Below are 12,788 nucleotides of genomic sequence, written 5' to 3' on the forward strand. Positions count from 1 at the left end.
TTGCGTCAGGGCCCAGGCCTTGGGGCTGCCGCCCAGCGCGGAGACCGGCCAGCGGATACGCTGCCAGAGCGTCGGCGTGCGGCTGCCGCGGGTCATCCACAGGGTCGACGGCTTGCGGATCAGCAAGCGCGGCGCCGCGCCGGCTTCATGGAGCAGTGCCGCGGCTTCGAGGGCGGACTGGCCGGAGCCGACGACCGCGACCTCGAGCCCCTGGAAGGCGGCGAAGCTGTCGACCTTGGCCGTATGCGTGGCGGCGGCACCGGGCAGGGTCCGCAAGGCGTGCGGCATCCTGGCGAAATTCGCCAGCCCGGTGGCGACGACGACATCGGATGCCTCGACCGCCTCGCCATTGCTGAGCGTCAGAAAATAACCGTCTCCCCATCGGGAGACGCTCGCGACGTCGACGGGCTCGATCCGTTCGACATGCCGTTCCTGGAACCAGAGGCCGTAGGCGACGAAATTCGCGATGGAGCAGGGCTCGAACGTCTCCAGGCCGCGCGGCTCGTTGTAGTCGGCGAAGGTCGAGCCCGGGTCCGGCGAGGAGATATTCGTCCCGAAGCAATAGGACTTGAGATAGCGTTGGGATCCCGCTCGGGCGATCTGGCTCCAGAAGGCCATGGGCTGTCCGAATATCCGGTGCGGGACATTGCGGGCCGCGAGATGGCTTGCGAGCGAAAGCCCGTAAGGCCCGCCGCCGATGATCGCCACGAGTTGCCTGCTCATCGTCACAGCCCGCGCGCAACGAGGGGAGAGGACGGCAGCATGGTCCGCACGAAGCGCGGCGCCGCCCGGAAGCCGAGATAGAGCTCGGACAGGACATGGATGATGCCCGGTAGCGGATCGCCGCGATCGAACGCGAAACGAACCATATGCGCGCGGTTCTGCTTCGCCCAGTTGCGCCAATACGTCAGATCCTTGAGGTGAGCTCGCATGCAGAGTGCCTGCGCCAGAAGGATCGCGTGCAGGGTGAAGCTGTCGCAGAAGACCACCTGTTCGGCCGGGTCCTCGTCCTGTGCCGTGGCCGCGAGCGTCCGCAGGGCATCGGCTTCTCCGAGCGCATCCAGATAGGCCAGCATCGGCAGGGGTAGCCCGCGGCGCAGATCGAGGCCGATCTGGTTGAACAGGCGCGGGTTGAAATCGATGACCGTCCAGGCGCCGTCGTGCAGGATGAATTCGATCTCGAACAGCCCGAAATAGCCGAGCTCGCGACACAGGCGATGGACCGCCAGCGACAGGGCGGGGTCGGCCGGGCGCGACTCGTAGCATACGCCGACGCCCACAGGCCGTGAGCGCTGGAGGATCTTGGTCGAGCGCCGGGTCACGAACACGTCGGTGCTGCGTCCGATGAAGCCCGAGATGGACACCACGCCTTCGCGCCCGATCTCGACGAATTTCTGGATCACCGGCCGCACCGCATCGGGTGCGCGCGGCGTCTCGTCGAAACGGTAGCGTTCGCGAGCCAGGAAGCGCGGATACTCCGTCGCGAGCTCGTCGGCAGATCGCACGACCACGCCCTTGTCGTTGCGCAGGCGATGGACATGGGTCCGCGGCTTGATCAGGACCGGATAGGGAAGCTGCGGCGCCAGTTCGGCGAGCTCGTCCAGGTTCCGGGGATCCCAGCTTGGCAGGACCGCGACACCGGCGCTCGTCGCGGCCTGTTCGAGCAGCGCCTTGTCGAGGATGCGCCTGATGGTGTCGACCGGCGGCTGGTACAGGCGGAAATAGCGCGCGAGGAGCGGCGCGTTGGTGGTGTAGAGCCAGACCAGTTCGTCGGATGTCGGTAGCAGTACCTGGCCGGGATCGGATTTTCCGATGGCGAGCAGCCGGTGGAGATAGCGCACGCTGTCGCTTTCGACCGGTCCGGCATGGCGGCGCCCGGTGCAGCGCGACCACCCGGCCGGACAAAAGGGATGATCGACGATGACATTGACGCCGACACCGTAGCCGGTGAGGTGTCGCATCGCCGCGATCGTTCCTCCGGAGGAGGCCGACCCCAACAGAACGGAGGGCTGTTTCAGTAGGGGGTGACGCATGCCCAGCCTCGTTTTTCGACACGTCCCTTCAGCCGCAGGCCACTCGCGCGCGTGGGCGGCTCCCCTTAAAAACGCGCACGATGCCGTTGCGGCACGGACGGCTCGAAAAAAAATGGTCGGCTAGGGCATCGGCCCGAAAAGTGGCACGCGGTTTTCGGGAAGAGCCGATGCTCCAGCGAGATACGATGGACCTCGCAGCCTGGGGCGCGTGGTGTCGAGCTTCGCCTCGGTCGCTACGATGCTGCGCTCTGCAAGAGGCAAGCGGGGGGATTTTCGAAGGGCGCCCAGCGGCAGGAACAGAGGTCGTCCTGCCGATCAAACGCGCAACCCGTTGCGTTTTGCAGGCCCACGCCGCGAAAGAGCGTACAGCCCTTCCGTCGACAGTTGGCTGGCGGCGTGCGGTTGATCGCACGCCGCCGAGCGACGACGAGAGGCAGGCCGTCTGCGTTGCTGCCTGAACTCAGCGGCAGAACGGCTGGCCGGGCGGGCAAGGCCGATGCTGCGGAGCGCGCGCCGGCTGCGGTGCAGCATGCGGGCGGGCCATCATCTGGCTGCGCTGCTGGGCCTGCATCGCACGTTGCTGTGCCTGTCGTTGCTGCTGGGCCTGCACCTGCATGGCCGCCCTTTGCTGAGCTTGCTGCTGGGCTTGCATCGCGCGCTGCTGAGCCTGTCGTTGCTGCTGGGCCTGCGCCTGCATGGCCGCCCTCTGCTGAGCCTGTTGCTGGGCTTGCATCGCACGCTGTTGAGACTGTCGCTGCTGTGCGGCCTGTGCCTGCATGGCTGCGCGCTGCTGGGCCGCGCGTTGCTGTTGCGCCTGAAGCGCTCCGGCCTGCTGCGCACGCTGTTGTGCAGCCCGCTGCGCTGCTGCCTGTCGCGCAGTCTCGGCGGCAGCGCCCTGCGGAGCCTGAGGCGCCATGCGTGGGCCAGCCGCGACCGGGCGGTTCGGCTGGGAGATGCCGGGCGGTGCGGCGAGACGTTGCGCGGGGGCGGCCGGCAAGGCGCCCGGCATCGGCAAGGGCTTCACGCCGGTCGGCACGGGGGCCGCAGGACCGCGCCCCGCCACCGGCAGGTTCGGTTGCGGCAACGGCCCGGGGCGCAACTGGCCGGGCCCGGCAGGCAATGCCGGCTGCCGGCCGGGCTGAAGCGCGGGCACTGATGGCGGATTGCCTTGCGGCGGACGCACCTGCTGCTGCCGGGCGCGCAAGACGGCGGCGGCGGGCAAGGCGGCTGCGGTTGCCGCAAGGGCCGCGGCTGCAGCCGGATGCTGCTGGATCAATTGCTGGGCACCCGCCACGAAGCCCGGCTGTCCGGGCTGGGAAACCGGGACTGCCGGGGCCTGAGGATTACCCATGAGTGCCGGCGGCAAGGGCGGCTCGGGCCGGCCCTGCGGGTTCGTCACCACCACGGATTGTGCGGTCGGGTTCACCACCACCGTGTTGTGGATGTTGGCGTTGATGATGTTGACCGGCGGCGGGACGACATAGCGCGGCCGTTCCACCCAGAGCGGAACCGGGTGATAGATCGGGATCGGCAGCACGAAGGCGGCGATGGGCGGGGGTGGCGGCGCCAGGTCGACATAGTAGACCGGCCGCGGCGGCAGGAACAGGGCCGGCACCGGCGGCGGCGGCAGGTCGTAGACCGGATCGGCGAAATAGACGACGGGGCGCTCGACATAGACGATCTCGTCGGGCGGGGGCGGCGGCACGTCGTAGGAGAGGGCGGCAAAGGCGGCCGGAGGCTCGAAGGCGGCGGCGAAATGCGTCAGCCTGCGGCGCGCATCGCCGGCATGGGGACCGCGCGGATAGCGCCGCAGATAGGACCAATAGGCGTCCGGGGTATCGGCGACGGCGCTTTCGCGCCAGACGATCGCCTCGCGCCGGGCGGCCAGGATCGCGCGGACGCGCTTCGCCAGCGGGTCGCCCGGATAGGCGGCGAGGAAGTCCTCATAGCCGCGCATGCTGTCGCGGGCGAGCGCCGCGAGATAGGCGTCGCGCGCGTCGAAATCACGGATCGGCTTGTCGCGCAGGTCGAGGAAACGGCTCTGCGCCGGCGGGGCGGCGTTCGTGCGCTCGAAGAACAGGAAGGGCGCCTGGACCTTCGATGCCTGCCAGGGAATCCCGGCGCCGCCGGTCAGTTCGCTGGTGCGCAGCCGCACGCGCTCGAACAGGTCGTCGAGCGGCAGGCCGCCCTCCTTGATCATCTCCGACAAGGCCGTGGCATAGGCGCTGTAATCCTTGCCCTCCGGCGCGATGGTGCCGGGTGCGGCATTGAAGGCGATCAGCGCGCCCGGATCAGGCTGCATCAGGGCAAGCCCGCCGGCGAGCGGCTGGCCCGAGCGGGCGAAGGGGTTGGCGCGGCCTGCGTCGAGCACGATGATCCGCGCCTTGAGCGGGAGCGTCGCCAGCGGCTTGACGAGATCGGTCAGGCGGATGGCGGCCAGCGGCACGTCGGCATCGCGCGTGATGCGGGCATCGACGGGGGCGAGATAGTTCTCGCCTTCGAACTGCAGCCCGTGCCCGGCATAATAGACGAAGGCGACCGTGTCGGGTCCCGAAGCCGCGGCCTTGTCGAGGAATTCGCGGAAGGTGGAACGCAGCGTCGTGGTGTCGAGGTCGCGCGCGCCGACGACGTCGAAACCGGCGGCCTGCAGTGTCTGTGCGATCAGGCCGGCATCGTTGGCCGGCGTCGCCAGGGCTCCCTCCGGATAGGCGCCGTTGCCGATCACGAGCGCGATTCGCTTCTCGGAGGATTGTGCCTGAGCGGGCTGTCCGCTCAGCAGCGCAGCCGCAAGGACAAGACCGCAGACGACACGCCAGAGCACCATGGAAACCTCACGCAATAAGGCCGCTCGTCGCAGAATCAGCCTTCCAGCCTGAACGGAGATTGAATGAAATTCGTTGAAACCACGAGTGGCTGGGACCTCAATCGGGGTTGAACGTCACTGCCGATACCAGAACCCGAGCCGGTTGCTTCGCTTGATCTCCGGAGCCTGGATCACCGGCGCCGATCGGTCTCGGCGGACGCGACGGCCTGTTCGAGGAGTGCGAGCGCGCGCGCGCCGGCAACGGCATCAGGGACGTCGAGCTTCTCGCCACGGGCGGCCCGGACAAAATCGCCGAGGATCGCGTGATAGCCCTTGTGGTCCTCGTTGGCGGCGACCGTGAAATTGGGCTCCCAGACCAATGTATCCTCAATATCCACCAGGGTGGCGTCGCCGCGCGACACCTTGAACGGCGGAGCTCGGAAATAGCGGACCTCGTGCAGGTTTCGCACCTCGACGCGGCGATGGTCGCCCATCACCTGCCACCATTCCATCGGCGTGCCGCGCGACTGATGCGTGCCCATCACGAGCGTTCCGATGCCGCCGTTGCGGAAGCGGAAATCGACATGGAGGAGCAGCTTGCCGGGCTCCAGCTCGTGCCGGCGCGCGCTGACCGTCGCAACCTCGCCCATCAGATGTGGGATCAGGTCGAAATAATGCACACAGTGATGCAGGTAGAAGCCGGTGTAGTCGACGTCTTTGGCGAAGTAGGTCGGCGCGGTCATGTACTGGCCAAGGAAGCTCGCCGTTTCCCCGAATTCCGGCGCATGGATCACGTTGGCGGCGATGCGGTTGGCGGTGGAATAGCGCTTCATGAAGCCGACGACGACGGGAATGCCGCGAGCCTTGGCGGCATCGGCCAGCTCCTGTGCCTGCTGCGACGTCGCCGCCGGCGGCTTCTCGATGAAGAGCGGCAATCCGCGGGCGATTGTCGCGAGGCCGACCTCGTAATGCTGCTGCGGCCCCATGGCGAGGCCGACGGCGTCGATATCCGAGCGGGCGAGCAGGGCGCGCCAGTCGCCCAGCTGGTTCTCGGGCGTGACGCCGTAGCGCCGACCGGTCGCGGCGAGGTTTTCCGGTGAGATGTCGCAGATCGCCTGCAGGACGACGTCGTGCCGGGTGACCTGCGGCAGCAGCATCTCGTTGGCATGCGTGCCGCAGCCGATCCAGCCGAGGCGAAGAGGGGATGTCATCACGCGATTCCCTTCGTCGTCGCGAGCCGTTCGGCGAAGGCGAGCGTCGCCCTGAGGTAGTCGATGCTGGCCGTGAGTTCGGCATCCTCGTTGCGGGAGGGGGCACGCCATTGCGCCAGCGTCACGCCCGCCGCCTCGTCGTCGCGGCGGAACGGTTCCAGCACGATCGGGCCCTTGTAGCCGCTTGCGGCAAGCGCGCGGGCGATCGCCGGCCAGTCGATATGGCCGGAGCCGACGAAGCCGCGGTTGTTCTCGTTCGCCTGGAAATGCACGAGCCGCGACCCGGCCAGCCGGATGGAGGCGGCGAGATCGTATTCCTCCATGTTCATGTGGAAGGTGTCGAGCATCACGCCGACGGCCGGCGAAGCGACGGCCTCGACATAATCCAGCGCGTGCCGGCAGGTGTTGCACATGTCGGTTTCGAAACGGTTCAGCGGCTCGACACCGAGGACGACGCCTTTGTCGGCGGCGCGTTTCGCTGCCTGCGTCAGGCCGCGCACGACGGCCTCGACCCGGCGGCGACGCTCGGCCGGCTCGACCGGATGCGGCGCCCGGCCGGCGAAGACGAGCGGCGCGCCGTAAAGCGGCCCGCCGACGATGCCCGCCCCCAGCGCGGCGGCGATGTCGACGCATTGCTCGAGATAGGCGATGCCGGCTTGATGCGCGGCCGGATCGGCGCTGGCGAGATCGCGGGTCAGATTCACCCGCGCCGCGAGCACGATCGAAAGGCCGGCATCGGCTGCGGCGGCCTTCGTCTCGGCGAGGTCGAGTTCGCCCGGCTCCGGCACCAGCAATTCGACCACATCGGCGCCAGCCTGCTTCATGCGCTGGAAGGTCGGGAAATGCTCGCGCCCAAAGGGGCGCGCATAGAACATCGAGATCACCCCGATCGCATTGGTCATGATTTGACTGCTCCTGCCGTCAGGCCGCCGACGAGGCGCTTCTGCACAAAAAGGAAAAGAATGGTAACGGGAAGCGCGATGATCGTTCCGCCCGCGGTGAGGATGCCCCACTGCACCGTGAATTCGCCGATGAACAATTGCAGGGCGACGGTCACCGGCCTGACCGTCTCGCCCGAGAGCATCATCGCGAACAGATATTCGTTCCACGAGGTGATGAAGACGTAGATCGCCGTGGTGACGATGCCCGGCATCACCAGTGGCAGCACGACCAGCCGGATCGTCTGCAGGCGCGATGCGCCATCGATCGTCGCGGCTTCGTCGAGATCCCTGGGGATCGCGTTGAAGTAGCTGACCAGCATCCAGATCGAGAACGGGATCGAGAAGGTCGAATGGCCGATGATGACGCCGAGAAAGGTGTCGATCAGCCCGAGCGTCCGCATCAGCACGAAGAGCGGGATGATCAGCAGCACGATCGGGAACATGTTGATGACGAGGAAGCCGGTCATCAGCGTGCGTCGCCCGGCGAAGCGGAAGCGCGAGAACGAATAGGCCGCCGGAACGCTGGTCGCGAGCCCGAGCAGCACGGCGCCGCAGGCGATGATCAGGCTGTTCAGCAGATTGACCGGAAAGCTCGTGCGTTGGATCAGCGTCCGGTAATGCTCGAAGGTGGTGCTGCTCGGCAGGTAGCGCACCGGAAACTGCGAGAGGTCCGCATTCGGCTTGATCGAGGTCAGCAGCATCCAGGCGAAGGGCGCGAGCGCGAAGGCGAGCACCAGCAGCACGGGGATCTCGACCTGGATCAGATTGCGGATGAAGGAGCGACGCCGGATCATCTCTCCATCTCCCCGGCCTGTCGGCGGACATAGAGCCAGACGATGCCGAGCAGGATCGCAGTCAGCATCAGCGAAAGCGAGGCGGCATAGCCGAATTCCATGCCGGTATAGGCGCGCAGGAAGGCATAGAGCGGCAGCGTATGCGTGGCATAGCCCGGCCCGCCTCCGGTCATCACCAGGATGACGTCGAGCGAATTGGCGACCCAGATGATGCGCAGCAGCACGGCCGTGGCGACGATGCCGGCGATCGAGGGCAGGGTGACGTGGAGGAACTGGCGCCAGGTGCTCGCGCCGTCGATCTCGGCTGCCTCGTAGAGCTCGCCCGGCACGGTCTGTAACCCCGCCAGGATGGTGACGGTGAAGAACGGAAAGCCCTGCCAGACCAGCGCCAGCATGATGCAGGCGAGCGCCGTCGAAGGCTGGGCGAGCCAGGGATGAGGCGCCGAGATCAGGCCGAGGCGCAGCAGGATGTCGTTGAAGACGCCGAGATTGAAATCGTAGATCCAGGTCCACATCAGGCCGATGATCACGCTGGGCAGAGCCCAGGGGATGATGACGAGCGCGCGCGCCAGCCCGCGCCACCAGAAGCTCTGGTTGAGCAGGAGCGCCGCGCCGAGGCCGAGCAGGAGCTGGAGCGAGACGACGCCCGCGACCCAGATCGCCGAATTGAGCAGGGCTATCCAGAAGACCTCGTCCGAGAGGGCGGTCGCGAAGTTCCGCAGGCCGACGAAACGGAAATTGTCGGGGTCGTAGAGAACGTAGTCGTGCAGGCTGTACCAGGCCGTTTGCAGGACCGGGAACAGGATGACCAGCGCCGTCACCAGCAGTGCCGGCAGCAGAAAACCGTATGGGGTCGCGGCGCGAACCGTGGCGCTGGTCGCCGTTGCCTTGTTCATGGCATCGTCCCTTGGATCGATGGGCAGCGCCGGGGGGGCACCCGGCGCCGCGCGATGCGATCCGGCCTCAGCCGTAGAAGGTCTGCTCGACCGCCTTCATGAGGTCGTCAGGGTTCATCCCGCCGGTCAGCGCCCGCTGCAGATTGGTCGGCAGGACGCGGCCGACGAAATCCGGCGTCTTCACATGGTCCGGCAAGGGCTTGGCGATGGGCAGGGAGGCATCGCTCGCCTCGACGAAGCGCTTGGGATGCACGGTCCAGCTCTTCGCATCCGAGATGGTGATCGGCAATTGGCCGCTGAGCTTGGCCTGCTCGGCATTGTTCTCGGCGCTCGACAGGAAGCTGATCCAGCGGAAGGCCGCTTCCTTGTTCTTGCTTCCCGCGAAGATCGCGTTGGATTCGTCGCCGAAATAGGTCCAGCCGCCGCCGTCCGGCCCGCGCGGCACCGGCACGGCCGAAACCTTGTCGCCGAGCGCGCCGACGACCTCGGCAACCGAGCCGATATGGTGGATCGCCATGCCGGTCCGGCCGGCCTTGAAGGCGTCGACGATCTGGCGGAAGGCGTCGGTCGGTGCCGAGGGCGGCACGACCTTGTGCTTCACGGCGAGGTCGACGAACCAGCGATTGGCAGCGAGCGCCTTCTCCGTGACCATGCCGCCCTTGTCGAAGCTGGCACCGCCACCCAACACGAACGGGCCCCAGTTGTCATGGCAGCCGGCGCCGCCGCGCATGCCGTAGCCATAGATGCCGTCCTTGGTCAGGGCCTGCGCGGCCGTCAGGAAATCACCGAAAGTCTTGGGCGGCTGGAGCCCGGCCTGCTGAAGCAGGTCCTGCCGGTAGTAGAGATAGATCACCACGTAGTGCAGGGGCATGTAGTACTGCTTGCCATCAGGCGAGCGGTTGATTGTCCAGACGTCCTCGGCGATGTCGCCGCGACCCTTCCAGCCGGCGAGGAAGCCGTCCAGCGGCTCCAGCGCCTTCATCTGTCCGAAGCGCGAGAGATAGGACAGGCGCACCATGGCGCAGTCCGGCTGGTTGCCGGCGACCAGGGCCGAGAAGATGCGGTTGATGTAGTCGGTGCCGCCGCCCCATGGGATCGGCTCGGCCTGGATCTTGATGTCCGGGTTCTCCGCCTCGAATTTCGCGACGAGGCTGGCCGGCGTGTTCTGCGGATTGTCGTAATGGTACCACCAGCGCACCGTCGCCTTGCCCTGGGCGATGGCTGGTCTGGCGGCTTCGAAGGAGAGCGCGGCCGCTCCCGCGAGTTTCATGAAAGTCCTGCGTTCCATGACGTTTCACTCCCCTGATGTTTTTATAGTCTTTCGGTGATGTAGGCCGCCGCGGCGTCGATCATGGCCTGGGCCGGGGCGAGCTTGCGGCTCATCCGCAGGCAGCCATGGACGACGCCCGCCACATGGTCGTAACGGAAGGCGACGCCTGCCGCCGCGAGACGATCGGCCAGGCGGATGGTGTCGTCGGCCAGCGGATCGAGCCCGCACGCCGAGAGGTAGAGCGACGGCAATCCGGCAAGGTCGGCATGCAGCGGCGTGGCGAGGGACGGCGGCGCGTCGAAGGCGGCGCCGAGATAGTTGCGCCAGTACCAGCGCATGTTCGCCGTGGTCAGGATGTAGCCTTCCCCGAACCGCGCATGGCTGCCGGTGTCGAAATCGGGGGCATAGCAGCCATAGAACAGGGCCGCCGTCGCGGGGAGGGCAAGCCCGGCGTCGCGGCGCTGGATCATCGCCGCGAGCGCGAGCGTCGCGCCGGCCGAGTCTCCCGCAAGCGCCCAACGCCGCGTGTCGACATCGGCGCCGAGTTCGCCGCTGAGCCCGAAGGCGATGGCGCCGAGCGTATCCTCCAGCGGGATCGGATAGGGATGTTCCGGCGCGAGGCGATAGTCGAAGCCGAAGACGGCGCAGCCGGAGGCCGCCGCGAGGGTCCGCATCGTGCCGTCATGGGTGTCGACCGAGCCGAAGGTCCAGCCGCCGCCATGGACATAGACGATGAGAGGCAGGGCGGTTCCGGGCTTCGGATGATAGAGCCGCCCGCGCAGCGAGGCGCCGTCGACCGGCACGGCAATCTCGCGCACTGGCATATCGGGCGCGCCTTCGTTCCAGGCGATGGAGGCGGCGTCGGAGGTGGCGCGGGCCTCCGCGATCGGCAAGGCCTTGAGGTCGACGCCGGGCGTCGCCGCGAAAACGGCGAGGATCCGGGCCATTTGCGGGTGGATGAAAGCGCTCATGCCGCCACCTCGTCGCCACCCTGAATGACGATCGTATCGATGTGGGAGCCGAGCGCCGCGGCGAGCCCAGCTCCATCGCCGGCCGCAAGGCGCTCGTAGAGAACATCGTGGCGTCGTGCCGTCTCGGTCAGGGGGCGGCGATGCTCCGGCGCCCAGAGCTTGAAGCGGTTCGAGTGCATGATGCAGCGTGCGAGGATCTGCCCGAGGGCATCGAGGCCGGAGAGGCGGAACAGGGCAAGGTGAAAATCCTTGTCGGCTTCGATGACGCGGTACTCGTCGCCCTCCGCGGCGGCGTCCTTCATCGCGGCCAGGATGCCGCGCAGGTCGTCGAGCGCCGGGCCGTCGGCATTGTGCACGGCCTTCAGTGCGCCGCGCGTCTCGATGCGGCGGCGCAGGGCCAGCATTTCATCGGCTTCCTCGGCCGTCAGCCGCGTCACGATCGTTCGCCGCCCCGAGCGGACGACGAGGCCGTCCTCCTGCAGGCGCAGCAAGGCCTCGCGGATCGGCCCCTGGCTGCAGCCGATCTCATGGGCGAGGCCGAGCTCCGTCAGCACCGTCTCGGGCGTCAGCTCATTGAGGATGATCCGCCGCTTGACGATGCCATAGACCAGATCGGAGGGGCGGCTGAGCTTCGGGATCAAGGCGGGCGCCTCGCTGGACAAGGTCTGTTGATGTGAATATCGATATCATTATTGATAATGATGTCAATTCGGGTGCCGGGAGGAAGAGGATGCGTCACAGGATCGGGAAGATCGACGTTCACCTCGTCTCAGCGCCCGTCCTCGGCGGCTTCGCCGATGCGACGCGCAAGGTCGAGACGATCGGCTTCGTGATCGTCCGCATCACGACGGATCAGGGGCTGGAGGGGATCGGCGTCACCTATCACGAGGTCGGAGGCGAGGCGACCTGCGAGCTGATCAACCGCAACATGACGCCGAGGTTGATCGGTCGCGACCCGCTCGAAACCGAGGCGATCTGGCAGGAATTCTTCCACTACCTGCGCGGTGTCGGCCGCAAGGGCCTGATGTATTGCGCGCTGAGCGCGGTCGACATCGCTCTGTGGGACCTCAAGGGCAAGATCGTCGATCTCCCCGTCTACAGGCTGCTCGGCGGCGACCGGACCAAGGTGCCGGTCTATGCCAGCGGCGGCTGGACCTCCTATTCCGACGATCAGCTCGTCGACGAGATCAAGGGCATGGTCGCGCGCGGCTTCACGACCGTGAAGTTCAAGGTCGGTTTCGATGGCGGCCGCAATCCGAGGCGCGACGCCGAGCGCGTCCGCAAGGTCCGCGAGGCGGTCGGCCCGGACATCAACCTGATGGTCGACGCAAACAACTCCTTCGATGCGGCGACGGCGGTGCAGCTCGCCAATCGCATTCGCGAATACGACATCTTCCTGTTCGAGGAGCCTGTCTTCGCCGACGACATCCCCGGCCTCGCCCGCTTCAAGCGCGGCACCGACATACCACTGGCGACCGGCGAGCACGAATACACCAAGTTCGGGGTCAGGGACCTGCTCATGCACGACGCCGCGGATATCGTGCAGGTCGATGGCGCGCGGGCCGGCGGCTATACCGAGATGCTGAAATGCGCGGCGCTCACCCAGGCCTGGAACGTCAAGTTCGCGCCGCACGCGATGGAGAACCTCCACCTGCATCTGGTTGCGGCCGTCCCGAACGCGCTCTTCCTCGAACGCCTGCTGATGTTTGAGGACATCACCGCCCAGGTCTTCGACGGCGCGCCTTTGCCGATCGACGGCCATATGCACGTGCCCGACCTGCCGGGCCTGGGTCTCAAGCTCAACATGGATTTCATCCGCGAGCGGGACGAGACCTCGCCGGCGAGCCATGCCTGACGCCATCCCCTGAC

Annotated in this window: 11 protein-coding genes; 1 reads left to right on the forward strand and 10 read right to left on the reverse strand. The window is 67.1% G+C overall.

The features are described from left to right. The 10 genes from Q0Q02_RS15965 to Q0Q02_RS16010 form a co-directional block, all read right to left on the reverse strand. The coding region (locus Q0Q02_RS15965; protein WP_293810737.1) for an NAD(P)-binding domain-containing protein at nucleotides 1–723 on the reverse strand (723 nt) is incomplete at its 3' end. 2 nt (nucleotides 724–725) lie between these two features. Next, entirely contained in the window at nucleotides 726–1,961 is a 1,236-nt protein-coding gene (locus tag Q0Q02_RS15970) for an ATP-grasp domain-containing protein (RefSeq protein ID WP_293810738.1), read from the reverse strand. A gap of 532 nt (nucleotides 1,962–2,493) precedes the next feature. After that, entirely contained in the window at nucleotides 2,494–4,872 is a 2,379-nt protein-coding gene (locus Q0Q02_RS15975; protein WP_293810739.1) for a caspase family protein, read from the reverse strand. Nucleotides 4,873–5,027: 155 nt separating this feature from the next. Next, nucleotides 5,028–6,047: a Gfo/Idh/MocA family oxidoreductase gene (locus Q0Q02_RS15980; protein ID WP_293810740.1), complete on the reverse strand. Its 1,020-nt coding sequence runs from the start codon at nucleotides 6,045–6,047 to the stop codon at nucleotides 5,028–5,030. Continuing rightward, nucleotides 6,047–6,949, reverse strand: a complete 903-nt coding sequence (locus Q0Q02_RS15985; RefSeq protein ID WP_293810741.1) for a sugar phosphate isomerase/epimerase — start codon at nucleotides 6,947–6,949, stop codon at nucleotides 6,047–6,049. The genes Q0Q02_RS15980 and Q0Q02_RS15985 overlap by 1 nt, the downstream gene beginning before the upstream one ends. Further along, entirely contained in the window at nucleotides 6,946–7,782 is an 837-nt protein-coding gene (locus Q0Q02_RS15990) for a carbohydrate ABC transporter permease (RefSeq protein WP_293810742.1), read from the reverse strand. The genes Q0Q02_RS15985 and Q0Q02_RS15990 overlap by 4 nt, the downstream gene beginning before the upstream one ends. Beyond that, nucleotides 7,779–8,678, reverse strand: a complete 900-nt coding sequence (locus Q0Q02_RS15995; protein WP_293810743.1) for a carbohydrate ABC transporter permease — start codon at nucleotides 8,676–8,678, stop codon at nucleotides 7,779–7,781. Before Q0Q02_RS15995 ends, Q0Q02_RS15990 begins: the two co-directional genes overlap by 4 nt. 67 nt (nucleotides 8,679–8,745) lie before the next feature. Beyond that, on the reverse strand, nucleotides 8,746–9,966 hold the full coding sequence (locus tag Q0Q02_RS16000) for a sugar ABC transporter substrate-binding protein (protein ID WP_293810744.1): 1,221 nt from the start codon (nucleotides 9,964–9,966) through the stop codon (nucleotides 8,746–8,748). Nucleotides 9,967–9,989: 23 nt separating this feature from the next. Further along, nucleotides 9,990–10,919: an alpha/beta hydrolase gene (locus Q0Q02_RS16005; protein ID WP_293810745.1), complete on the reverse strand. Its 930-nt coding sequence runs from the start codon at nucleotides 10,917–10,919 to the stop codon at nucleotides 9,990–9,992. Continuing rightward, on the reverse strand, nucleotides 10,916–11,560 hold the full coding sequence (locus Q0Q02_RS16010; RefSeq protein WP_293810746.1) for a GntR family transcriptional regulator: 645 nt from the start codon (nucleotides 11,558–11,560) through the stop codon (nucleotides 10,916–10,918). The genes Q0Q02_RS16005 and Q0Q02_RS16010 overlap by 4 nt, the downstream gene beginning before the upstream one ends. Nucleotides 11,561–11,649: 89 nt before the next feature. Here Q0Q02_RS16010 and Q0Q02_RS16015 point away from each other — a divergent pair, with 89 nt between their 5' ends. Continuing rightward, on the forward strand, nucleotides 11,650–12,774 hold the full coding sequence (locus Q0Q02_RS16015; RefSeq protein WP_293810747.1) for a mandelate racemase/muconate lactonizing enzyme family protein: 1,125 nt from the start codon (nucleotides 11,650–11,652) through the stop codon (nucleotides 12,772–12,774). The last annotated feature ends 14 nt before the right edge of the window (nucleotides 12,775–12,788 follow it).

Source organism: uncultured Allobosea sp., assembly GCF_945956895.1.
Taxonomy (GTDB): domain Bacteria; phylum Pseudomonadota; class Alphaproteobacteria; order Rhizobiales; family Beijerinckiaceae; genus Allobosea.